This is a genomic window from Sporosarcina saromensis, assembly GCF_033253735.1.
Taxonomy (GTDB): Bacteria; Bacillota; Bacilli; order Bacillales_A; family Planococcaceae; genus Sporosarcina; species Sporosarcina saromensis.
The window spans coordinates 12,723-37,425 of sequence record NZ_JAUBDI010000021.1; the positions used below are offsets into that span (position 1 = coordinate 12,723).

The window sequence follows — 24,703 nt, forward strand, 5'->3', positions numbered from 1 at the left end:
TATTAGTTAGGTGAATCGTTACAGAACTTTAGAACTAATTATGATTTTATTTGTTAGAAAATAGTAGCAGACAGGAGATTATGGAAATAAAAAAACGACTAGGTTTCAAAAGTATTAAAGCCAAAGTGTTATTCGGATTTTCAATCGTTGTTGTACTCGTCCTAGGTTTAGGCGTGTATAGCCTTTTATCCGCCAACACCGTCAATAAGCGAACACAAGATATCATTGATAAGGAAGTGCAGTTGCTCATCGCAAATGAGCGATTAGTAGCTTCCGTTTCCGATAGAGTTTCTGCAACGAGAGCCTTCTTCATAGACGGAGAAGAAAAGTTCATTGACCGATTCAATCAATACAACGAAAACGGCAAGGAATATGCAGCGGTTGTACAAGAGCTGAACCATACAGAAGAATTCTCTGCTTTAGCAACCAAAACAGATGATTGGGCAGACTTCATCTCACAAAATATTTTTGAGGAATACAAACGAGGAAACAAAGAATCTGCAAAAGAAAATATGGGGCAAATGCTAATCATTGCACAAGAGCTTCAAACAAGCTATTTGGAATTAGCTCAAAACGGAGAAGCGAGCATTAATCAACAAGGGCAATCCATTATTTCAAGCGGTAAAACAACCATCGTGATCACGACGGTCATCGTCATTTTGTCGATCGTTCTTAGCATCATTATCGGCCTATTTACAGCAAACACGATTGCAAAACCGATACGTTTGGTCATGCTACGAATGAAATCGATAGCGGAAGGTGATTTGAGCAACGAAAGATTACTCATCCATTCACGAGACGAAGTTGGTCAATTAGTGGATGCTACAAACGATATGAACGACAGCATGCGTGATATGATTCGAAAAATGAATACAGTGTCTGAGGCAGTTTCGAGTCAAAGTGAAGAGTTAACACAAGTTGCAGGCGAAGTAAAAGCAGGCACCGAACAAGTTGCAATTACAATGGTTGAACTTGCAACGGGTTCTGAGACTCAAGCGAACAATGCAAGTGATTTAGCGGGAAATATGGGATCACTTACTGAAATGGTCGATGAAGCAAACGACAGCGGCGAAAAAATCCAAACAAACTCAGAAAAAGTATTGCAGCTAACGACGAATGGAAGTCAGCTCATGAATGCTTCTACGGAGCAAATGGTAAAAATCAACCACATCGTAAAAGAAGCCGTCACAAAAGTACAAGACTTAGACAATCAATCAAAACGAATTTCACAACTCGTCACCGTTATTAAAGATGTTGCAGATCAAACGAACCTTTTAGCACTTAACGCAGCGATTGAAGCAGCTAGAGCTGGAGAACACGGCAAAGGGTTTGCCGTCGTAGCAGACGAGGTAAGAAAGCTTGCCGAACAAGTAGCCCTATCCGTCAGCGATATAACAGAGATTGTAACGGATATTCAAAACGAATCAAGCTCAGTTGCCGAATCGTTAACGATTGGATACAAAGAAGTCGAACACGGTACAACCGAAATCGAAGCAACTGGCAAAACATTTAACGAAATTAGCGAAGCACTCGTTGAAATGGTCGACAACATTAAAGTCGTTTCAACCAACTTAGCAAAAACGGCTGTAAGTTGTCAGGACATGAACGAATCAATTGAAGAAATCGCTGCGCTATCCGAAGAATCAGCAGCAGGTGTAGAGCAAGTAACCGCCTCTTCCCAACAAGCAAGCAGTTCAATGGAAGAAGTTGCAGGAAGTTCAGAACACCTTGCCGAATTGGCAGAAGAACTTAATCGAATGGTTGGACAGTTTAAATTGTAATTCAAGCAAACGATAAAAGACCAGGCTTTCCTATTTGGGATTGCCTGGTCTTCATTATGAACTTTGACTACGACAGCCATTGAGTAGGAAACAGATCGAAATTATTTATCCCAAAATCAAGTACTCGTTAACTTGCTATTGCTTGCTTCTCTACTTTTTTCTTCATCCAAGGCTTAGATAACCATCTTCTTAATGCAAAGGTTCCACGAATCCATTCATCTAATCCTTGCGCAATCCAAATTCCAAGCAACCCGAGCCCAAAGACGATTCCAAATAGGTAGCTGAATACAACTGCAACGCCCCACATGCAAATCACTCCAATAATAACCGGGAAACGAACATCGCCAACAGATTTAAGAGACCCCATTAAAACAATGTTCATCGCACGACCTGGTTCAATAAATACAATGGCCCATAATACCGGAAGTCCGATTGCAATAATACTAGGTTCTGATGTAAATACAGCCAGCACTGGTTCCCCAGTAAGAGCTATCGCTAGCGATACAGCCAATGAAACAGCCATCGAAATTTTCAACGTCTTAATGCCACGCTTCAACGTTCGATCATAATCCTTAGCCCCAATATAACGTGCAATTAATAGCTGCGTCCCTTGAGCAATCGCCATCGTAAATAGGAAGCAAAGCATTGAGATATTAAGGATATACACTCGGGCTGCTAATGCTTCATCCCCAATCATTGCAACGAAACTCGTAATTACGATTTGTGAAAGCTGGTAAGAAAGATTTTCTCCAGCTGAAGGGAGCCCAATGTGAAAGATTTCCTTCATATCGGATTTTTTAAGAGATACAAAATCTTTTATCGAGAACTTTAAATGTAATATTTTATAGACAAAGTATAAGAGTGCAAGAATTAGAAATACCCTCGCAACAATAATCGAATACGAAACACCGACTACTCCTGTGACAGGGAGCCCAAACAATCCTTTTATTGCAATGAAGTATCCTGTAGCACTGATTACATTCATAATTACCGTCATGTACATTGCTTCTTTTGTATGACCGTAGCTACGTAATATTGCACTTAACGCAAGAGAAATTGCTTCAAGAATGAGTGAAAAACCGGTGATGGTTAGAAACGTGAGAGCAAAATCATATATCTCTCCACTCAGTCCATAAAACTTTAAAAATACCCCACCAAACAATACAACAACTGCAGTCATCGTTAGTCCAATCCAAAAGTTTATTCCAACTGCTGAACGTGCAAGCTGACGAGCTCGGTCTAATTGGTTTCCACCTAACTTTTGCCCAATTAATATCATTGCTCCTATTACAGTCACGTTGAAAATAAGAATAAAGATGTTAACAATCTGATTCGCAACCCCAACACCCGCAACGGCCTTATCTGAATAACCACTTAGGATTAATGTCGCGATAATCCCAACGCTCATATGGAGAGATATCTCAATAAAAAGCGGCCACGTAATACTAAACAAAGATTGGTCTTGATATTTATTCGTTTCGTTTTTCATTGATTACCCTTCTTTTCCATAAGCATATGGAGATAAGTCTACGTGAATTTCATTCATAAGGGAATAGTCAAATACCTTTATGCTGAATAAAAGATGTATCTAACTCCCCCGCTATGTATATTCCATATGAGAAGTACTGCGTTTTTAAAAAAAATACACTTTAAAACAGGCTTGTCCACATTCCAAATTTCCACTACAGTCTTGATGACGCTTCAATTGTAGTGAAGGTTAATAGGAATACTGACAATGCCTGCGAATAATGGTATTGCATTCATACAGAACATCCTGATTACGTCTGATAGCCTCTGTAATGATTGGTGTATTTGAACAAATAAACGAGTACATTAAAGAGTACATGCATGAGAATAACAACAAAAAGGTTCGCTGTGTATACATAGACGGTTGCCAACATAAGCCCAAGTCCTAATTTGTAATAACTTTTTGCTTTGAGCTGAAAGTAGTGAATAAATGTGAATGCCAAAGACGAAAAAGTTATATAAAATAAAGGCGGAATTTCGTGAGCTGTAAGCAACTCATACATCACAAAACGAAAAATATACTCTTCTAATATCGGAATAAGGATCAGCGTTTGCAAAAGGAACTTCTTCTCTTTACAGGCATTGAAAAAGTGCTTTGCGCTTTTCAGTTCAAGGATTGCTTGCACTGATGGAATCGCGATACACAAAAATATTAATATAAGAACACTCATATCCCGGACAAATAAAAAACTAAGAAAAATCGAACTAAGTAACGCATATACAAATTTGTCGGTTGTCCCTTTTCGTGCAATGTTTGTTTTATCAAACAGTAAATAAAAAATGCCTGGAAAAAAGATGAGAATGGTAACAATTCTATGGAAGAGGATGGACCAGATCATTTAAAATGCCTCCGATGCCATTGTATCTTGGATGATATTTTTGTGGAAAACTCGGTGTACACAAAGGAAGTAATTCTGGTATAACAACTCGGGTAATCACTTGTTGGGACCCTAAGAAATCAGAAGGTGTAATGTTTAAAAATGCTGCATATTGACTGAAGGATGGAACGCTCTTTACTAAGTCTTTAAGATTTTCGCTCCTTTGGCTTGCTGGTAATGGACTTTCTCGGAAGGCTAGATTTTCCGGCTTTCCCTTTCGAGCATAAAAAAGAACATTGTCATCAAGGTTATCAAAAACTGTTTGATTCAAAACCGAGTGGAATGTCTCTGCATGCGTCCAACTCGCATTCATATTATATTCAACGATGGCAAGCGTCTCCATCAATGATCGATATACTGCACGTTCTAGCGAATAGGATCCTTGGATACCAACGGTGTATTGAGGCATATAAGGTCGATTAGATGTTATTTCACACATGACAATCGGAATAGGTTTGTCCAGTGTTATATCAATGATCGTGACATCAAAATAATCATAAAAAGATGAATCGCCAAGTATCTTATCGATTAGCCCTCTCCAATCATCTGTAATATCTTCACACCGCAATCCCCCAAACCAATACAAATTGTAGGAGTCCAATTGATAGATTTCAATAATTGCAGCTTCAAGGCTTTGTTCAAATGTCTCATGAGAGGCAGTTCCTGTCGAGACTGCATTCGGAGCTGCAATCTTTTCATCTTTCTTTAAAAAATGAGTGCCTGATACCATTAATTGCATGGGGATATAGACAGACTTGCCTGGTTCATTTAAAGAATTCATTTTCACCCATGATAGCTCATCTGTAGGCTGTATATAACGACAATCTTGATCATCATAGAGCAAGTTCACATATTCAAGTGGACATATGAGATCCCCAGTATCCACTTCTTTTTGAAGCGTTTCATAATCTCTCTTTACAACTAAATGCTGAAGCCCTCTAAATTGTGAAGCATAAGCAAACCTTTCGGCTGATTCCCCTAAAAACGACATTCTTGTTTCATTATATAACTTGCCATAACCGCTCAAGTGATAGGTAAAATGGATATCTTGGTCGTATACAAATTTTTCGAAGCTTGGATAATTAGAAGTGATAAAATGAAAATCCGGCAATGGAAATGAACGTAGTCGATAAAACTTATCTGGAGATTTCCATAGTCCGGCAATTTTTCCGTCAAAATGGCGCATACGATCATCAATATGTTGATCAGTCAATTTAACTTTCATTTGCAAGTAACTCCTTCGTAATATTGACTGAAGCTACATTCTGTTCATCAAAATCTACTTGATGAATACCAGCGCACGTATTACATAGGATTGTTCTTCGATTAAAGTCAAAGGAATACTCAAAGTTAGGGAAATAATAATAGAGGACAGCTCCCGTGAGCATAGACATGCCATTTACTTCTGTTTGCTCGATATTTTTCATGATTAACCCTAAACCAACTAGCAATTCTGCACTGGTCACTTCAAAATCATCATAGACAAATTGGGTTTCTGCTTGATAGTGAAGACGAGACAATATTTTCTTTTCTAGGCACTCGTAACAGCCCGTCAATTTAGGTTCGACTCCGAACAACAAAAAGTTTTCATTATCAAATAGTGCCATAAAAAAGCTCTGATCTAAAGCAACCATCAGTTTATTAACTGTTTGTACATTACGGCGTTCATTTAGAGTAGCTATATAATACACCGAGGAATACGACGAAAAGACTTCTCGTGCCGTTTCCATAGAAGCATCTACCTTTAAAAAATTTGTACCAGCGCTAAGCAAATCCATATCAGCATCTGAGATGATTTCTGATCTTTTGAAAACGCTACTGCCCGGCACGCTATTTTTGACCATGTCAAACACCTGTTGGTCTTCAACCATGACGAGTGTTGCGCCTGATTGAATCTTGTTACGGATGATTCCATAATTGTATAACGTTTTGAAATCATTTTGATGGATATGATTGGATTCAATTGTTACTTCTTCACCATCCAATATCGCTTCAAGAAGTTTGATAAACGTTGGAGAACTACTCTCTTTATCGATGACCAACTCTGTCTGATGGAGAGCACCTTTTCTCAAAATAATCTCTGTACCATTTTTCGTTAGTTGGACGCCCTTCGTTTTCTTGTACGTAATTCCTGTACGTACTTCAGTTTGGATGCTTGTCATGTTTTTTACTGCTCCTTTCCAACCATAATGGAATAGATGATATGTGAATTCACACCATCTAGACCGATTGTTTTTTCAGCGTATTTCTTATCAAATCCTGCTACATCGCAAGAGCTATATCCTACACTATTTGCAACAAGATGAATATTTTGTGCCATCATGCCTGTTTCTACAAAAGCCAACAACATCCCAAGTTCTCCATACTTTAAATAATTCCTGTTAAGCTCGTACGAAAATAACAAGCTCATATTAGCATTCTGTGTGTCTATTGGGGCATTCTGATACAGTTCCTCAAGATTACCCGTATAGGTGATCTTTTTTAGCGCATGGGTATAAGGACGATATAAATAGATACCATTTCGCAAGCCTTCAATTGCATTCACAACACAATAGACGGAGATTGGATAGATTCCTCCTCCAGACCCATGGTAACGACGGAAGGAACGATTCCCCTCCGCATCTTTTGAATATCGATTACTAATCCCAACTGAATAGGTGAGCAGTGTAGATAATTCATCCAAATTCATTCTGTAATTGCTGAACGCTCTCGTACTTTGGCGTGATTTTAAAGCCTGGCTGAGCGATCCCCTTACGTTTTTCGGCTTAGGCAATGCAATCATGGATGAATCGTCTTCAACTTCTTCCATACTTCTATGGGCATTAATCGTATCTGCTAATCCTGTTTCATTATAAAAGTTCAAAGAACGGATATCACTAATTCCTATATTGGTCATGCCAAGTAAGTAATTAAAAGCATTCGAATCTGAATAGCCTTTTACGATATTGGCAAATAACTTCGTATTGGATAGGTTGGCAATGTTATTCCTATCCTCATAAACAAGGCTGTGAAGATTCATCAATCCTTTATTCATCTCTTGGCACCTCCCCCACTTCGGCGACTACTCCAAATTTCCAAGAAGAAAAACAGAAGAATTCCCATGCCCATTCCGACAAGCGCCATATTAAAGTTATTCGGGACACCTCGTGCCGCAGCACCTTCAACTGGTTCAAATCTGAAATATTCCAAACCTAGGATTTTTAACGATTTATCTGTTTCGAGTTTCTGTACATCGACCTGTTGGTAACCATAAGTAATGAGAAAGTAAAAACCAACCATCGTTATAATAATGGCCAACACAAAAGAAATTGAAATGCGTTTCATATTCATAGGTTGCACCTCTTTTTTCAATGTAATAATTCCCTTGACCCTTTTCTATAGAAAGAGGGTCAAGGGCCCTGATACCCCTCTGACAAAAATTACTCATGATGAAGAATTAAGACGATGAGCTACAGCAACAAGAGCATGAACAGCTACAACTACAAGATCCTGCAGCGTAGTTCAGTGCTTGCGTCTGTTCTTCGGTGCTTAGAAAACTATGCGACTGAATCGTGCTAACTTTCACATCCACTTACCTCACCTCCTTTAAATTCACTCTCAACCTTGTACTTATCTATTTTCCTAATGATTGAAAACTATAATGGAATTTAAACGTTTTTCGGATAAGCATATAAATCACTATCCCTATAACAACTAAATAGATCAGCGTCAATCGAACAAACTCTCCTAAAAAAAGGTCAGTAGTAAACCAGATATTGATAAAATCATTCATCAAATATTTCACCGGAAAATAGTTCATCGCATTTTGGACACCTTCCGGTAACGTGTTAAATTCATTGAATCCGCCTGATAGAGCAAGTATGGAAAACATAAGCGCTAACCCAGCAACTTGTACGATTTGTACTCTTTCGGTCAGGAGTCCCAACATCACGCCTAACGACAAAGTAAATATGGCTGCAAGCAAATAGTGTGAGATGAAACTGATGATGGCCAAGCCCCCTGGTATGTTGAGCGAGAAAACAATTTTTGCAAACAAACAGACGAGTACAAACTGGATGATCGCGATCATCATGTGTACGACAACTTTTGAACCAAGGATTGCAAATGGATTGATGCCAAAAAGAAGGTACCTTTCCATCACGCCTGACTCTCTTTCAGCTGTAATTGAGACAGGAAGTGAAACCAAACATAAAGGAATTAACCCAATACCTGAAGCGATCATGATGTATTTATCAGAAAGATGATAACCGTCTCCGATTTCAATGTTTCCAACACTTCCTACTACGATAACCATCATCATAAGGGGAAATAGTATACTAAAAAATAATACGATCGGGATTCGCAGCAAAATGACCTTCAACTCAATCCCTATATAGCGTAAATACCTCATACGATCTCTCTCTCCGTCTGTTGTCGTATATACGTATAAAGCGTCTTAATATCTTTCGGTTTATAAGTGAAAGGAATATTGTCATGTCGCAACTTCTCCATGACTTTTTCTTCTTCCTCCTGATTTTTTGTCATAAAGATCTTCTGGGTATCTGTTTGTACAAAACGGAGTGACAAATTCTCAAATGACACATCACGATCGATGCTGATTGCTGAGAAAAATTGATGGGTCGCACATAAATTCTCGATTGTATCGAAGGCTAGCAATTTACCATCATCTAAGATCAATAGCTTATCTGCCAATTTTTCGATTTCTTCAAAGTAATGGGATACAATTAGGAGTGTTTTCTCAGAGGTGAGTGATTGGATGAGCTTAATAATTGAATTTCGACTATCGAAGTCTAAGCCAGATGTGATTTCATCGAATATTAATAGAGCGGGATTGTGGAAAATTACTAGAAAAATCGTCAGTCTCTGTTTTTCCCCTCCAGACAAATAAGAGAGTCTTTTATCTACAAGCTTCTGTAGATTAAATCGCTGTAACCCTTCTTGAATGCGTGAATCTGCTAAAGAACAATTACACACGAGCGAAATGATCTCTTTAACTTTCATTAAATCGGAGAACTGATTGTGTTGCATTTGTATACCGACGTCTTTCGTTTGGATATGCCGATGCACGTTGCCATTGTAATGAATTAAGTTCAGAATTACTCGAATCATTGTCGTCTTCCCTGATCCGTTGCTTCCAATAATGCCGATTTTATCTCCTTTTTCAATCGAGATATCAACGTTTTTTAAATCCAAAATGGTTCTGTCTTTTTTCACCACAGATATTTGTTGTAATTCGATTAGTGGCATTCGTAAAACCTCTTTTCTTATTACTTTGACGAATCATACATGAAGAACTCTCAAGAGAAGTTAATATAAACGAAAATAACTTAAATTCTGATTATTTATAACACAATTATAGATACAAGGTATTTACGATGTCAACACTATTTTCATTAGGTAAAAAGCATTAAATCCATTACGAAATTATAACATTTCCAATCTACTAATCTTTATACCTAGCGAATTTTCCCAAAAGAATTTCAGATATTGGTCTTCGTTCGACAAGTTTTTACTCTAATTTTAAATCTCTACTATTAATTATTAACATAGCCTTCCAATACAACTGACTAAGATTGGATTTTTTAAAAAAATAGTTTAGGCGCAATTTACTATTACTAATTCACCGTTCACAGTTGAAAAAAACACAAAAAGGTTCCAGATTGCATTCAAAAACGGACACATTCCCAATACTTTTTCATTCATGCTCACATACTTAAGTAGAGTAGGAAAATCTTACACCTACACAATACATATACATTCATGTGAGACTTCCAAAATACATTATTTTTATATCATCCTGAATTAAAAATCAAATTGACTCAACATGATTTTTCATATATCCTAAAGTTTATTTCATAAAATATTACTGAGGGTTGGGCAAAATGAACACTTTACAATGAAGTGATACGTATCATGCTCTGACCCACAAATAATCCAGATAATTATTATGCACGCTAGTATATGTGGTGCCTCTTCTTGTTCATTGTAGAAGAGGCCTTTATTTGTAAGTGCGCTGAGGAAAGGAGGAAGAAATGCAAAAAGGAAATCCGTGGGCATTGATTCCATTTGTTGTTTTTCTATTATTATTTATCGGCTCGGGAATTGTATTAAATGACTTTTATGCATTTCCTGTAACGGTTGCCATTTCAATTGCTAGTGCTGTTGCCCTCTTCATGAACCATAAAGAAACGATGACCAAAAAAATTGAAGCCTTTACGACTGGCGCTGGGAATTCGAGTGTCATGTTAATGGTCATCATTTTCTTACTAGCCGGGGCATTCTCGGAATCCGCCAAAGGAATGGGCGCGATTGAAGCAACGGTAAACTTTGCACTATCTATCTTGCCACAAAACTTATTAGTTGTTGGCCTGTTTATCATTGCTTGTTTTATCTCTTTAGCAATGGGCACTTCAGTTGGAACGATCGTTGCCCTCGCTCCAATTGGTTTAGCGATTGGGGAGCAAACAGGACTTTCAATACCCCTATTAATGGCAACTGTTATTGGTGGGGCGATGTTTGGTGATAACTTATCATTCATTTCGGATACAACGATTGCATCGGTGCGCTCACAAGGCGCCGAAATGAAAGACAAATTTAAAGTAAACTTTCTTATCGTTATGCCCGCAGCAATTGTCACTTGTGTTCTGTTAGCCTTTTTGACGCTGAATTCCTCAGCCCACGTGACACATGCGAGTTTTGAATGGTACAAGTTAATTCCTTATGTATTCGTTATTGTTTTTGCTTTAATCGGCGTCAATGTCTTTACCGTATTAGCAAGCGGAATCATCCTCGCTGGAACGATCGGCTTACTGGATGGCAGTTATGAAGTGATGACATTTATCGGTGCAATCGGTGACGGCATGAGCAATATGTTTGAGATGGCCTTTTTAGCGATGTTAATTGCCGGTATGGTCGAGGTCATTAAGCATAATGGCGGTATTGATTTTATCGTACATATTGTCACGCGTAAAATTAAGTCACAAAAGGATGCCCAATTTGCAATAGCAGGTTTAGTTGGTTTAACCGACCTTTCAACCGCCAATAATACGATAGCCATTATGATTGTTGGACCACTAGCCAAAAACATTGCCGACCAATACGCGATTGAGCCACGTAAATCAGCAAGCCTCATTGACATTTTTTCATGTGTAGTTCAAGGAGTCATTCCGTACGGCGCACAATTTATAGCAGCTGCCAGCATCGCGGGCATTTCTCCGATATTAATCATGCAATACTCCTATTACTCGCTTTTAGTCGGCGTTTGCGGAGTCATTGCCATTCTTATCGGTTATCCGAGAATGAAAAATAAAACTATAAAATCGTAAATTTACTTTGTAGTATGATTTATTACATTTAGAAAGCTGTGATGAAAATCCTAAAGACGAATGGATTTTCATCACAGCTTTTTTCATTTCACCAAAATACCTTCAACCATGCGATCACTAGCTAGTCAACTCGGGTCAGGAATTTCAACTTTTTCTCCCCATTGTAAGAAGGTATTACTCGTCGTATCCGTTACCCCCATCATAGTAGCAGTCGAGACATAATATGCTGCTAAATAATTGCTTGTCAGCCATATTCCAACGTCTGTCAAAATGACGCCATTATAATTGATAGGAGCTTCTGGAACAAGATGCCATGCAATATCACTCACCGCATCATCTGCTGGAACGGACTCTTCTCCAACAACAATCCATGTCGGCGATGAAGCAAAATAATCCCGGAGTACGAGAGGGTTTGAAAAAACTCTAGTCAATTTAATAATTCCATTTGCTAAATTGACGTCAGGGTCAGATGAATGATCTTCTTCCTGAATCCATTTTCCATTATCTCCTTTATACCACCCTGTATTCCCTTTAATAATGACACTATTTTGTCCTTCTCTCACATTCATCGAGAAATCGGGGTCCCATAAAAAATCAACAACAGTCGGAGGTGCAGCTGAAGATTCCACTCGATGGGTTCCTGTGCCCGCAGCTAACATCGCTGCCACGATACAATCGGCTAATTTCCCACCCTCAATTACCGCATTCGATTCAAGAATAATTCCTTCGCATTCTAGCAGGGATTGCTCTTCCTGGACTTCTTCCTCTAATTCCTCTTCATTTGCCTCCTGAGGTTCTTGCTTCGACACGTCTTCTACCCCTGTTGATTGCTCATTGTCTTTAGATGAATCAGGTAGTGACGATTCCCCCGAATTTTTGCTAGATGGACTACACGCCGTGAGTAATAGTGCAAACACCAATAGCAGTGCAGCTATGATGAGCTGCATAATATTACGACTGCTCCCTAAGCGGAATACCTGATTTTTACATATAGAGTTTTTCAATCCTCTGCTCCCATTTCCTAACCATTCGATCATATGTATTCTGTCAGTAAACATCTATTATATGAAACATCAAGAAACATTTAGACCGAGTATGTAAAATATTTTGCGTGATTAAAAAATCCGATATTTACCAAAATACGTTTTCTTGGAGATTCAAGTCACACAAACCACTTTTAAGCAATATCCCCACCATGCATGGAAAACATATAGAATTCCGATCCATCTGTTAATGTCCAGCCATCAAAGAAAGAACTCGCATGAAACAAATCTACAAAAATATTGTCAAATTGTAAGATTAGAAGTGGACATTGTTCTAATAACTGAATGTCTTTAATTGTTTTACCAACCAATAACTCTTCAATTGATTTCCACTCCTTATGATTAGATTGGATATCAGTTTCGCCTAGTAATATTCCACTTGTATCCCGAATTCTCCAAGGACATTCAATAATAATTGCACCTTTTCCCAATTGAATAATGAAGTGAACTTCTGAATCAATAGCAGTGACTTTTTCTCCAATCATATCATGAAAAGTGACATTACTTATTTTTGTATGCCATAGTCTACGTGCAAGTGTGATGATCATTTCATTTATCTTCTCTTCTGTATAGCCATGCTGCTTATCTCCATCCTGATAATTATTAATCACATTACTGATTTCCCGCCAATTCATTTGTTCCTCGAATAAGTCATGTTTGATTGTGCACCTGTATATCTCTTTCACAATCGATTTAGCATTTTTAATGGGAATTAATAGTTGTGAGTGTAAGTTCTTTAAATGATAATTTACACATTCTTTTTCAGAAGGAGCTTTTCTTTTCATTACCTTCATAGTATTTGCAAACATTTCTTCAATCTCAAAGAAATTTAAAGGCTCTCTCATACTAGCTAACTTCTTCATTTCAATTATATCCATATATAAATGATTTTTTGCCCACTCTATATAGTCTGATGCTTCTACTGTGTCAGTATATTTTTTATAATACAACTCTAAAATTTCTATCTCCATCTCCCCCTTTTTTTTCACTATGTTTAAGAAAAACCACCTTTATCCAATAAGGTGGTCTTCTTGATGAATCGCATTAATATTCTTTTTTTAGGTAGCCCATTATACTATTTTACCAAGAAAACCTTAACGTAATATTCCCTTTTGGTATTGATCCACACCTTGCTACCAAGGCTATTCCAACTCTATCAACGCCACGCACTCCACATGACTCGATTGCGGGAACATATCCACCGGCTGCACTTCTTTCGTCCGGTAGCCCCCATCCTCCAACATGCGCAAGTCACGTGCTAAGGTTCCAGGGTTACACGATACATACACAACACGCTTCGGCTTGTACTTTAAGATTGTTTGCAACAGCTTCTCGTCGCAGCCTTTGCGTGGCGGATCGACGACTAATACATCGAATCGCTTTCCTTGCTCGTACCATTTCGGAATGACGTCTTCCGATGCGCCTGCTTCGAAGTATGCATTTGTAATACCGTTTAGTTCAGCATTTCTTTTTGCATCCTCGATTGCTTGAGGGACGATTTCAACGCCGTATACTTCTTTTGCTTGTTGAGCGAGGAAGAGTGAGATCGTTCCGATTCCACAGTATGCGTCAATGACGGTTTCATTGCCCGATAGCTCTGCATATTCGAGTGCATGACGATAGAGCACTTCCGTTTGCGCAGGGTTCACTTGGTAGAAGGAACGGGCAGAGATTTCAAATTGGATATCACCGATTGTGTCAATGATAACCGATTTTCCGTACAAACAAATTGTTTCATTGCCAAAGATGACGTTTGTCTTTTCACCGTTCACATTTTGCATGATGGACGTTACTTCCGGAAGTACGCGTTTAATGACGGCTACAATTGCATCACGTTGTGGGAATTTCTTTTTGCTTGTTACGAGGACAACCATGATTTCTCCGGTCGCTTGTCCTTTTCGTACGACTAGGTGGCGCAACATCCCCCGATGCGTGCGCTCATTGTATGCGTCCACGCCGTGGATGAGCATTTCCCGTTTTAACGTAGCCATTAATTCGTCTGCTTCTTCACTTTGGATGATACAGACGTCCGTATCGACAATATGATGGGAGCGCGATCGGTAAAAACCGGCAACCACTTCTCCGTTTCGTTCGCTGAAAGGAATTTGGGATTTATTGCGATAGCGCCAAGGGTCTTGCATGCCTTTTACAGGATGTACAGGTACGTCAGGCAGTTTTGCAATGCGGTCCATCACATCTCGGACTTGTTTCTGCTTTTGCAGCAGTTGGCCTTCGTACGACAAGTGTTGCAGTTGGCAACCACCACATTGTTCAAACACGTGACACGGGGCATCTATTCGCTCTGGAGAAGAAGTTACCACATTCAACAGGCGTGCAAATCCATAATTCTTCAACGTCTTGCCCACTTGTACTTCTACTTCCTCACCAGGCAACGCACCATGTATAAAAAGTGGATAGCCTTCCACTTTCGCAACGCCTGATCCGTCATGCGTCAAATCCTCCACATATACGGTCAGACGATCATTTTGATTGACAATAAAAGACATGTTTACTTCCTCCAAATTTCGTATGTACCCAGTTTAGCATGTTTCGCGTAATCTTAACGGAAAATGTACAACTTTCTAATGAAAAAGAGCGGAGGAACTTCATGCGTCCCCCGCTACTTTTTGTACGATTATCAGTGTTGGCATTCTTCACTTTTTCGTTCGACTCTTCGTCACCGCACTATCAAGCGGGGCAACGAGGAACGCAACGATAATTGCAAGTATGAGAACGACGAATGGTGCGTAGAAAATGATAAACTCGGATAAGAATTCTGCCATGTTGTTTCCTCCTTACGCGTGGTGATCTTCTTTTCCACGCACATAGTCTTTATTGAACAAGAACAGGCGTAATAGCAAGAAGAGTGATGGGATTAACAAACAAAGCCCTAGAATAAACGCTACTACGAGTGAGATTGCCATTGCCGGATTCGTGAAACTATCGTAAATCGTCAAATACGGATAGAGCAAGTATGGATAATGCGATGCCCCGTATCCGAAAAAGGCAAATGCGAATTGACCTACTAACAATGCAAACGCCCATCCGTATTGCTGTTTCTTCAATAGCAGGTATACCGTTCCAACAAACAGGATGAACGATATGAGGAACATTGGCCAGAATGTCTGGATATTTGCATAGTGGTCGGGATTATGTTTTCGAAGTTCAAAAATTATTCCGCCCGCTGTAACGATTGTTGGCAACGACCATATCAATGCATATTTACGAAGCAGTTTCGTCGCTTCCCTGTCGCCTGCTTTATTTGCATACCATGTCAAAAAGACCGCGGATATATAGAGTGTTGCTGCAATACTTAGTACGACAATCGACCACGTCAAGGGACTCGTGAACAGCTCCCAGTAGTCAAGCACAGGATTGCCGTTGACCATTTCGATGAAGCCGCCTTCTGAAATCGTTAAGACAATGGAGAGGGATGCGGGAATGAGTAATCCCGCAAGCCCATACATGAATGAGTAACCTTTATGTCCTCTTGCACCATACGTTTCAAACGCATAATACGAGCCACGAATGGCGAGTAAGATAACCCCGAAACTGACTGGTACTAAAAGTGTCGTTCCATAATAGAAAGCCGTTTTCGGGAAAAACCCGATAATGCCTACGAAGAAGAACACGAGAAATACATTTGTCACTTCCCACACAGGTGATAAATAACGTTGGATGACTTTCGTCAAAATCCGTTGCTTTCCAGTCATCAAACTGTAGGCGTTAAAAAAACCTGCCCCAAAGTCGATGGCACCGACGACAATATAGCCGAATAAAAACGTCCATAAAACAGAGATTCCTAAGATTTCTAAGTTCAATGTACGTCACCGCCTTTTTCGGTATGGCGATCTTCCAGCTCACGTTCTACTGGATTATTACGGAACATCCTTCTTAACACAACGATACTTCCGATACCGAGTACTAAATACAATAAAGCGAACAGGATGAGCATAAGATCCACATGCCCACTTGTCGTTGCGGCATCTTCAACCCGCATAATGTGCCGTAATATCCACGGCTGGCGACCAACTTCTGCTAGCCACCATCCTGATTCAATGGCAATGAATGACAACGGACCGCCTAAAACGATCAACCAACGGAACCACCGCGTTGTAACACTCTTCCAACCGCGTTTAATGCCGATCCAGAACCAAGCTGCCAAGAAGACCATCCACATGCCGATTAATACCATGATGTTAAATAAGTAGTGGATATATAACGGCGGGACTTCATCTTCTGGGAATTGGTCCAACCCGATCACTTCTGCTGTTGGGTTGTTATGCGCGAGTAAAGACAATCCAAATGGGACTTTAATGGCGTACTTTACTTCTCCATCATCCATGATACCTAATAATAGGAGTGGTGCATTTTCTTGTGTTTCAAAATGCCATTCGGCAGCTGCTAACTTCTCTGGTTGGTATTCCGCCAAGTATTTTCCCGAGAAGTCTCCGATCATAGCCGTTCCAATTGCAAAAATGAGACCGACTTTCATCGTGAGAAATAGTGCTTTTTTATGATAAATATGATCTGAGCCTTTTAATAGACGGAACGCTGCAATGGCAGCAAGTACGAAAGCTGCCGTCATGTAAGCTGTAATGACGACATGCGCAACTTTCGTTGGCATTGCAGGGTTGAACATCGCGATGATTGGGTTAATATTCACAAGTTCCCCATCTACAATATCAAACCCTTGTGGAGCATTCATAAATGCATTCACCATTGTAATGAATACAGCAGAGAAAGAAGCGCCAATCGCTACAGGGACTAGCAACAGTAAATGCTTCTTCTGGTTTTCAAAACGGTCCCACGTATATAAGTAAATTCCTAAGAAAATAGCTTCAAAAAAGAATGCGAACGTTTCCATGAACAACGGAAGTGCGATGACATTCCCTGCAAGCTCCATAAAGTTCGGCCAGAGTAATGACAACTGCAAACCGATTGCAGTACCGGTTACAACACCGACTGCTACAGTAATGACAAAACCGCGTGCCCATCTACGTGCAAGTAGAATATAGTGCTCGTCGTTTTTTCGAATCCCGACCCACTGTGCAATCATAATCATGAGCGGTACACCCACCCCGATGGTTGCATAGAGAATGTGGAAGGAAAGCGTCAACTCCGTTAATACACGCGAATAAAATACAGCTTCTTCGTTCCCCATCTCGTCCCCTCCTCAGCTTCCAAAAATTCTTCCAAGAATCGAAACTAGCATGATGCCTGCTACAATAAATGCCAACCACATCAATCTTTTTTCATGTTTTTTATACACGAGGAATCCCTCCACATTATAAAACAGCTATCTACCTATTCATTCCCTATTTTACGCCTAAAAAACTGTATAGGGCGGTATTTTTGTGAAGAGTTTTCGACAAGCAAATCAGCTTGACAATAATTAGAATCTTTCGTATACTAAAGAAATCATAATGGGGTGAACAAAATGAAAGTGAAGAGAAAAGTGTTAGCGTACATTACAAAGGGAGAAAACACAGAGCGTAAAATCCTTGTGTTTGAGCAAAAAGACAATCCTGACGCAGGCATTCAAGTACCTGGCGGAACGATTGAAGATAACGAGTTGCTGATCGATGCACTGTATCGTGAAATCGAAGAAGAAACAGGTATTCGACGCGATCAACTGGAACTAAAAGGAAAAGTGAATAAGCGCAATTACTTTCCAACGCACCAGCAAGATACTGTCCATGAACGCAATATCTTTCATCTGACGTATATTGGGGATTGTGATGTAGAGTGGGATAATTGTGTAAACAGCACGGGCAAAGATAACGGAATGGTATTTCATTGTAAATGGATCCCTGTTCACGAATTACCAGCACTTGCAGCTGGTCAAGGGGACGAAATCGAATTTATTATGTGAAATTGCAAAAACTGCATTGGATTGTTCAATCCAATGCAGTTTTTTTATCTTCATGTGCAATACGGTCTTGATCGCGAATCGCATCTAACGGAACAAACATCTCAATGTGACGATACAAGTTTTGGAAAGTGGCAGGTAATGTACCTCCATATTCTCCATCCAAATTTAACAACACTTCCTCAGAAGAAGTGATTGTTACTTTCTCTGCTTGCGAGGAGATCACTAAAGGATCATCCAAATGTTCTCCACGTAAGGCTAAACTGACGACTCTAATAAATTCTGCTATATTACACTTTTTCAGAACAAGCAATGTAAATTTCCCGTCGTTAATACTCGAGTTGGGTGCTAATTTTTCTAATCCACCGACTGAGTTCGTAAGCCCAACGAGAAATAACATAACCTCTCCTTCAAAAACGTTATCGTCGTATTCGATACGAACGTTTGATGAATGGATGGAAGGGAGCATCTCAATTCCTTTTAAGTAGTATGCTAATTGACCAAGGACGGTTTTCAATCGACTCGGTACTTCATACGTCAACTCCGTCATTCTTCCGCCACCTGCGATGTTGATGAAATAACGATTATTCATCAATCCGACATCGACCGGAATCGTATCCCCTTTTAAAATAATTTCAAGGGCATCGTCAATATCTCTCGGTATGCGCAAAGCACGGGCAAAATCGTTCGTCGTCCCCGTAGGAATGAGTCCGATTTTAGGTTTCTTCTCAAACGGTGAAACCCCCGCCACCACTTCGTTTAAAGTACCGTCACCACCTGAAGCGACGATCAAGTCGAAGTTCCGTTCAACCGCCAATCTCGCTGCTTCCGTCGCATCGCCTTCTCCTGTCGTTGCATGAACGGATGTTTCATAACCCGCCTTCTCCATCTTTTCTAGCACCTCTGCAAGATGCTTCCGAAAAATTTCACGACCTGCTGTCGGATTATAAATGATACGTGCACGCTTCATCCTAATTCCCTCTCAATTCATACAAATTCTAACACGCTAAACACAAACGTGTGCCGAAAATATCCATTTGAATTTGCAACCGATTTCTCATTTTGATTGTTGTAACACCGGCATAAACGTTTTGCGAATGTCTTCATAGACAGTCAACCATAATTCATGTTGCGTCGTATATTCTTTCATTAATTGTTCAATAAAGGCTTGTTGTCGTTCTTCAAAATCTGGTGCATCCTTGTCTGGCAACTGGCTTTTACGTGCCAAGACGTCTTCTTGAATAGAAGCAGCACGCGGGCCCCATTTCGCTAACACATTGCCTTCATCATCCAATAACAAGTAGATTGGAATGGAACGGCCACCGTTCGTCAAATACCGGTCTATCAATTCTGTATCTGCATCCCGGTAGACGACGCGTACGTCCAATAAAGCAGCCTCTGCAATCTTACGGAGTATCGCATTATTCATCATTGCATCGCCACACCAATCTTCGGTGATGACAAGAATTCTTGGACTTTTTTCTTTTAATAAACCGATGAACTCATCGTCTTTCGGTACATCGAATTTTTCGTACACACCGAAACTATTCTCTTTATGCTTTTCCATTTGATCCATGTATGCTGTAAGTGTAATGGCTTCTTCAAAATATTGCTGCTCGCTTTTCAATCCCTCTCACACTCCCTTTTCTTTAGTGTATAGCTATTCGTAATGCGAATCAAATAGGATGCCACTAAAGAAACACAAAAACAATCCTATACAGAGACTTATGAAAGACTCGTATAGGATTATTCAGAAATACGTTATCGCTTATTAATTTCTTCGAGAAGTATTTTATTGACAAGTGGTGGGTTTGCTTGCCCTTTTGTTGCTTTCATCACTTGTCCGACGAGGAAACCGACAGCGCGGTCCTTACCGTTTTTGTAATCTTCGATCGATTGTTCGTTAGCATCCAATATTTCCGTTACAATTGTACGAAGTGTGCCTTCATCGGATATTTGAACAAGACCTTTCGCTTTGACGATGTCAGCTGCATTGCCCCCGTTGTCAATGAGTTCTTTAAAGACTTTTTTAGCGATTTTAGAAGATATTGTTCCGTCTGCAATCAATTTAATCATGCTTGCCAGTCCTTCTGGTGTCAAAGCAGTATCATGCAATTCTTTTTGTTCTGCGTTCAAATAAGCAGACACTTCGCCCATCAACCAGTTGGACGCTAGTTTTGCATCCGCGCCTGCAGCAACGGTCGCATCGAAGAAATCCGACATCTCTTTCGTCAATGTTAGGACGTGTGCGTCGTATTCCGGCAAGTCCAGTTCTTGTACATATCGTGCTTTTCGTGCGTCTGGTAACTCAGGAATTTCTGCACGGACACGATCCATCCACTCTTGGTCGATATGGATTTCGGAAAGATCCGGATCGTTGATGAAACGATAGTCATTCGCACTTCCTTTAACCCGCATAAGAACAGTTTGCCCTGTCGCTTCGTCATAACGGCGTGTCTCTTGCACAATTTTACCGCCAGCTAAGAGGATTTTCTCTTGGCGCTCCACTTCATTCGCAATCCCTCTGCGTACAAAGTTGAAAGAGTTCAAGTTCTTTAATTCGGTCTTCGTGCCAAATTTCTCTTCACCGATTGGTCGTAACGATATGTTCGCATCACAACGGAGAGATCCTTCTTCCATTCGTACGTCAGAAACGCCTGTATATTGAATAATTGCTTTCAGTTTCTCCAGGAAAGCATACGCTTCTTCAGGTGAACGAATATCTGCTTCTGTAACGATTTCAATGAGTGGTGTACCTTGTCGGTTCAAATCGACAAGTGAATAGCCGTTATCAGAGTGTGTCAATTTCCCTGCATCTTCTTCAAGATGGACGCGTTCAATGCGGATTTTTTTCTTTTTGCCATTCACCTCAATTTCAATCCAACCGTTTGAGCCTACTGGACGGTCGTCTTGTGAGATTTGATACGCTTTCGGGTTATCTGGGTAGAAATAGTGTTTACGGTCAAAGTTCATGACACGTGCAACTTCACAGTTCAATGCCATAGAGGCTTTCATGCCGAATTCAACAGCTCTTCTGTTCAATGTAGGCAATGTACCTGGGTAAGCTAAGTCTGTCACGTGAATGTTCATGTTTGGTGCTGCACCGAAATGCGCTGGAGCTGGTGAAAAGATTTTCGTATCCGTCTTTAACTCGACGTGGACTTCAAGTCCGACAATTGTTTCAAAGTTCATTATTCATGTCCCTCCCCAATAGATGGAGTACGTTTATGAAATTCAGTCGCTTGTTCGAATGCGTGCGCCACTCTATATAGAGTCGCTTCGTCAAAATGTTTACCGATCATTTGCAATCCGATCGGTAAGCCATCAGAGAAACCGCATGGAACGGAGATGGCAGGTAGGCCAGCTAAGTTGACTGAAACTGTTAAAATATCGTTCGTATAAAGTGTCAGCTGATCTCTCACGATACCACCGATCTCATAAGCGGTTGTAGCGCTCGTTGGACCAACGACAATATCGTAGTTCTCATAGAGGTTCGCAAAATCTTGCGCAATCAGTGTACGTACTTTTTGTGCTTTTACGTATAATTCATCATGGTGCCCATCGCTTAACGCGTATGTACCGTAGAGAATACGTTTTTTCACTTCAGTGCCGAAACCTTCAGCACGTGAACGCAAATAGATCTCTTCCAAGTTCTTTGCATCATCAGGACGGTAGCCATAACGAATACCATCAAATCGTGCAAGGTTTGAAGAAGCTTCAGCAGTTGCAATTGCATAGTAAGTCGGTGATGCATAACGAGCATGTGGAAGTGATACTTCTTCCCATGTTGCACCCATGCTTTCAAGGACATCAAGGGCTTGTCTAACAGATGCTTTTACATCTTCCGCAACCCCTTCGCCCATGTATTCTTTCGGAACAGCAATCCGCAACCCTTTAATATCGCCCGTTAAACCAGCTCTAAAGTCAGGTACTTCTTTAGACGACGAAGACGAATCACGGTGATCGAGTCCTGCAATTGCACTCAGCAATAAGGCATTGTCTTCTACCGTACGCGTAAGCGGTCCGATTTGATCTAAAGAAGAAGCAAATGCAACAAGACCGTTACGGGAAATTCGACCGTATGTCGGTTTCATTCCAACAATCCCGCAAAAAGCGGCCGGTTGACGAACCGATCCACCTGTATCCGTCCCTAGAGAGAATAATACTTCGCCTGCTGCTACAGCAGCTGCTGATCCACCCGACGAACCACCAGGTACACAGTCCAAGTTCCAAGGATTCCTTGTGACCTTGAATGCAGACCGTTCAGTCGTAGAACCCATCGCAAATTCATCCATGTTCAATTTACCGACACTGATCATACCAGCTTGGTTAATTTTCTCCATTACAGTTGCGTCATAGACAGGCACAAAGTTTTCGAGCATTTTGCTCGCACAAGTCGTAACTGTCCCTTTTGTAATGATGTTATCTTTAATGCCGATCGGTAAACCGAATAGTGTCCCACGGTTCTCCATTGGTTCGTTATCCAGTTTTTCTGCTCTTGTAAGTGCCTCATCTTCTGTCACTGTAAGGAAGGCTTGTACTTTGTCATCCAAATGAGCGATTTGTTTGAATGCATCTTCGGTTACTTCTTTGACAGAAACTTCTCGGTTATGTAATAGTGCTTGAAGTTCTGTTGCCGTCTTTTTCATTAACATCATCTTACATCCTCCTAAAGTTCCTTCTTACAGGATATTCGGAACTTTTATCATTCCGTTTTCATGCTCTTTTACACTTTTCAACATGTCATCGCGGTCCAGAATATCTTCCGGATGATCTTCACGGAGAACATTGAATAGTTGCAATGGATGTGTCATCGGTTCTATGTCAGTTGTGTCGACTTCTTGCAGTTCTTCTGCAAATTCAACTAACTCGGAAATGATTGTTGAAAAGAGCTCTGTGTCTTGATCCGAGACAGCAATTCTAGCAAAATTTGCATAGTACCGCACATCATCTTGTGTAAACTTCGTCATTTTCGTTCCTCCCTATTGCAATTGTACGACTAATCATACCACCTAACAGGTATGTTGAAAAGTAACTGTTCCAGGAACAAACCGCTACGAATAAGAGGGATTGTTAAGATTTAACTCGAATGTATTTCAGTAGTTTACATCGTATTTATTCTTAACAAACCCATTATACTTCTTACCATTTATAGTCAGTAGCCATAAATATGAACAAATGGCTCCTCATCCGCTGCCTTTTTGACAATAAGCGCTTCAGGACCATTCACAGATGTAATGCTCACTTCCACATCAATATCCTTATAATAATCTTTCACTTTTGACGTCACAAATTGCGTAAAACCAATCGTTTCGCTTTTACCGAAAAACTGGATTGGAATAGTAATTGTTAGCGACTGCATCCGATTGTCTATGAAATGTCCTGTTGCAACGACGTTCACAAAACTTGGAAAGTACTTATCGATGTCCTGTTTGAAATTGTTGTACGTCGTGTTAATATCCCGGTAATTTTCAATTGAAGACGACGCTGGAAGCAAAACGTACTGTTCGTTCACTTCTTTCCATCCATTTGGAGTCGTTTTCCCTTTATCAAAAAGAGTTGTTGCAAAGTAAGAACCAGGCACGATCGAATTCCGTTTTTGTTGTTTAAATAAGCCTACGACAATTGGAATATCTTGAAACCCTTCTTTTGCCCGCATTCTTTTAACAATTTCTTCTGCAGCTTTCATGCCTTGCTGTTCAAGTTCTTTGTCCGGAATCGTCGTTTCTTTACCATTTTTGCCATAATAAACGGAGTTTAACGCGAGTCCGATTGAAATGCCTGATAACCGTAATTTTTTATCATCGGTTAACGTCAAATAGTTCTGTTCAATAATATGGGCTAAAAATATCGGCTGCTCTTCCTCCGATTCCCCTTGTGCTGCTGGTGGGTTCAGTCCTTCAGCGTTTGTTGAGCTTCTAGATAACCAAGCTCTTGTAGTATCGGTATCAATATATTGCCCTTCTTGAAAATAGTATTTTTTTGTATCAAAATGCTGTGTGGATAACCGCAAAAGGCCTTGTTCGGCTTCCTCAATATCGTATTTTGTGTAAATATTATTTACGACAAGTCCACGACTGGCACTTTTCTTAAAAGGGAGTAGCGTTGGATAATAGTCATCTTTTAATTGTGCTTCTGGAATAATGACGGTCTCTTCCACTTTTTCATCGTTTTCTTGTATGACTTCCTCTTTTTTAGGACCGATTGATGGTAAACAACCACTTAAGAAAATAGCAGTCGCCGCAACCGGTATTAGTAATAACCTTTTCATTACGAA

At 40.1% G+C, this 24,703-nt stretch carries 24 protein-coding genes; 3 read left to right on the forward strand and 21 right to left on the reverse strand.

Features of this window, described 5'->3' with window-relative positions; all coding sequences use genetic code 11:
- Positions 1–80 precede the first annotated feature (80 nt).
- Positions 81–1,781, forward strand: a complete 1,701-nt coding sequence (locus tag QT711_RS16225) for a methyl-accepting chemotaxis protein (RefSeq protein WP_317945992.1) — start codon at positions 81–83, stop codon at positions 1,779–1,781.
- Between the two features lie 127 nt (positions 1,782–1,908).
- Here QT711_RS16225 and QT711_RS16230 read toward each other — a convergent pair whose 3' ends face one another.
- The 9 genes from QT711_RS16230 to QT711_RS16265 form a co-directional block, all read right to left on the reverse strand.
- Entirely contained in the window at positions 1,909–3,270 is a 1,362-nt protein-coding gene (locus QT711_RS16230) for an MATE family efflux transporter (protein WP_317945993.1), read from the reverse strand.
- A gap of 289 nt (positions 3,271–3,559) precedes the next feature.
- A complete protein-coding gene (locus QT711_RS16235; protein ID WP_317945994.1) occupies positions 3,560–4,147 on the reverse strand; it encodes a CPBP family intramembrane glutamic endopeptidase in 588 nt (195 codons plus the stop codon).
- The gene (locus QT711_RS16240) at positions 4,122–5,411 is read right to left on the reverse strand and encodes a YcaO-like family protein (RefSeq protein ID WP_317945995.1); all 1,290 of its coding nucleotides are present in this window, start codon (positions 5,409–5,411) and stop codon (positions 4,122–4,124) included. The genes QT711_RS16235 and QT711_RS16240 overlap by 26 nt, the downstream gene beginning before the upstream one ends.
- The gene (locus tag QT711_RS16245; RefSeq protein WP_317945997.1) at positions 5,401–6,348 is read right to left on the reverse strand and encodes a hypothetical protein; all 948 of its coding nucleotides are present in this window, start codon (positions 6,346–6,348) and stop codon (positions 5,401–5,403) included. The genes QT711_RS16240 and QT711_RS16245 overlap by 11 nt, the downstream gene beginning before the upstream one ends.
- A gap of 5 nt (positions 6,349–6,353) precedes the next feature.
- Entirely contained in the window at positions 6,354–7,220 is an 867-nt protein-coding gene (locus QT711_RS16250) for a SagB family peptide dehydrogenase (protein ID WP_317945999.1), read from the reverse strand.
- Positions 7,217–7,516 (reverse strand): LlsX family protein, encoded by a 300-nt coding sequence (locus QT711_RS16255; RefSeq protein WP_317946001.1) that lies wholly within the window; start codon positions 7,514–7,516, stop codon positions 7,217–7,219. The genes QT711_RS16250 and QT711_RS16255 overlap by 4 nt, the downstream gene beginning before the upstream one ends.
- Positions 7,517–7,622: 106 nt before the next feature.
- Complete coding sequence (locus QT711_RS19650) at positions 7,623–7,757, reverse strand: listeriolysin S family TOMM bacteriocin (RefSeq protein WP_450097603.1); 135 nt, start codon at positions 7,755–7,757, stop codon at positions 7,623–7,625.
- Positions 7,758–7,799: 42 nt separating this feature from the next.
- Entirely contained in the window at positions 7,800–8,576 is a 777-nt protein-coding gene (locus QT711_RS16260; RefSeq protein WP_317946003.1) for an ABC transporter permease, read from the reverse strand.
- A complete protein-coding gene (locus QT711_RS16265) occupies positions 8,573–9,433 on the reverse strand; it encodes an ABC transporter ATP-binding protein (protein WP_317946005.1) in 861 nt (286 codons plus the stop codon). The genes QT711_RS16260 and QT711_RS16265 overlap by 4 nt, the downstream gene beginning before the upstream one ends.
- Positions 9,434–10,218: 785 nt before the next feature.
- Here QT711_RS16265 and QT711_RS16270 point away from each other — a divergent pair.
- Entirely contained in the window at positions 10,219–11,511 is a 1,293-nt protein-coding gene (locus QT711_RS16270; protein ID WP_317946006.1) for a Na+/H+ antiporter NhaC family protein, read from the forward strand.
- 125 nt (positions 11,512–11,636) lie between these two features.
- On the opposite strand, the gene QT711_RS16275 is transcribed toward QT711_RS16270, so the two are convergent.
- The 6 genes from QT711_RS16275 to QT711_RS16300 all read right to left on the reverse strand — a co-directional run bounded on the left by QT711_RS16275 (position 11,637) and on the right by QT711_RS16300 (position 17,718).
- Positions 11,637–12,548, reverse strand: a complete 912-nt coding sequence (locus QT711_RS16275) for a hypothetical protein (protein WP_317946007.1) — start codon at positions 12,546–12,548, stop codon at positions 11,637–11,639.
- A gap of 140 nt (positions 12,549–12,688) precedes the next feature.
- Positions 12,689–13,525 carry a hypothetical protein gene (locus QT711_RS16280; protein ID WP_317946008.1) on the reverse strand — a complete coding sequence of 279 codons (837 nt, stop codon included), beginning with the start codon at positions 13,523–13,525 and terminating at the stop codon, positions 12,689–12,691.
- A 171-nt stretch (positions 13,526–13,696) separates the two neighbouring features.
- The gene (rlmD, locus tag QT711_RS16285) at positions 13,697–15,061 is read right to left on the reverse strand and encodes a 23S rRNA (uracil(1939)-C(5))-methyltransferase RlmD (RefSeq protein ID WP_317946009.1); all 1,365 of its coding nucleotides are present in this window, start codon (positions 15,059–15,061) and stop codon (positions 13,697–13,699) included.
- A gap of 147 nt (positions 15,062–15,208) precedes the next feature.
- Positions 15,209–15,337 (reverse strand): cytochrome bd oxidase small subunit CydS, encoded by a 129-nt coding sequence (gene cydS / locus QT711_RS16290; RefSeq protein ID WP_317946011.1) that lies wholly within the window; start codon positions 15,335–15,337, stop codon positions 15,209–15,211.
- 12 nt (positions 15,338–15,349) lie between these two features.
- A complete protein-coding gene (locus QT711_RS16295; protein ID WP_317946012.1) occupies positions 15,350–16,375 on the reverse strand; it encodes a cytochrome d ubiquinol oxidase subunit II in 1,026 nt (341 codons plus the stop codon).
- Positions 16,372–17,718, reverse strand: a complete 1,347-nt coding sequence (locus tag QT711_RS16300; protein ID WP_317946013.1) for a cytochrome ubiquinol oxidase subunit I — start codon at positions 17,716–17,718, stop codon at positions 16,372–16,374. The genes QT711_RS16295 and QT711_RS16300 overlap by 4 nt, the downstream gene beginning before the upstream one ends.
- A gap of 276 nt (positions 17,719–17,994) precedes the next feature.
- Between QT711_RS16300 and QT711_RS16305 the strand changes: the two genes are divergently transcribed.
- Entirely contained in the window at positions 17,995–18,429 is a 435-nt protein-coding gene (locus QT711_RS16305) for an NUDIX hydrolase (protein ID WP_317946014.1), read from the forward strand.
- 25 nt (positions 18,430–18,454) lie between these two features.
- Here the strand turns inward: QT711_RS16305 and QT711_RS16310 are convergent, their stop codons facing one another.
- From QT711_RS16310 to QT711_RS16335, 6 genes are all read right to left on the reverse strand, one after another.
- Positions 18,455–19,396: a diacylglycerol kinase gene (locus QT711_RS16310; protein WP_317946016.1), complete on the reverse strand. Its 942-nt coding sequence runs from the start codon at positions 19,394–19,396 to the stop codon at positions 18,455–18,457.
- A gap of 87 nt (positions 19,397–19,483) precedes the next feature.
- The gene (locus QT711_RS16315; protein ID WP_317946017.1) at positions 19,484–20,053 is read right to left on the reverse strand and encodes a thioredoxin family protein; all 570 of its coding nucleotides are present in this window, start codon (positions 20,051–20,053) and stop codon (positions 19,484–19,486) included.
- Positions 20,054–20,187: 134 nt separating this feature from the next.
- Positions 20,188–21,618 carry an Asp-tRNA(Asn)/Glu-tRNA(Gln) amidotransferase subunit GatB gene (gene gatB / locus QT711_RS16320; RefSeq protein WP_317946018.1) on the reverse strand — a complete coding sequence of 477 codons (1,431 nt, stop codon included), beginning with the start codon at positions 21,616–21,618 and terminating at the stop codon, positions 20,188–20,190.
- Complete coding sequence (gene gatA / locus QT711_RS16325; protein WP_317946020.1) at positions 21,618–23,084, reverse strand: Asp-tRNA(Asn)/Glu-tRNA(Gln) amidotransferase subunit GatA; 1,467 nt, start codon at positions 23,082–23,084, stop codon at positions 21,618–21,620. Before gatA ends, gatB begins: the two co-directional genes overlap by 1 nt.
- Positions 23,085–23,108: 24 nt before the next feature.
- Positions 23,109–23,396, reverse strand: a complete 288-nt coding sequence (gene gatC, locus QT711_RS16330; protein ID WP_317946022.1) for an Asp-tRNA(Asn)/Glu-tRNA(Gln) amidotransferase subunit GatC — start codon at positions 23,394–23,396, stop codon at positions 23,109–23,111.
- A gap of 185 nt (positions 23,397–23,581) precedes the next feature.
- Positions 23,582–24,697, reverse strand: a complete 1,116-nt coding sequence (locus tag QT711_RS16335) for a CamS family sex pheromone protein (RefSeq protein WP_317946024.1) — start codon at positions 24,695–24,697, stop codon at positions 23,582–23,584.
- Positions 24,698–24,703 lie beyond the last annotated feature (6 nt).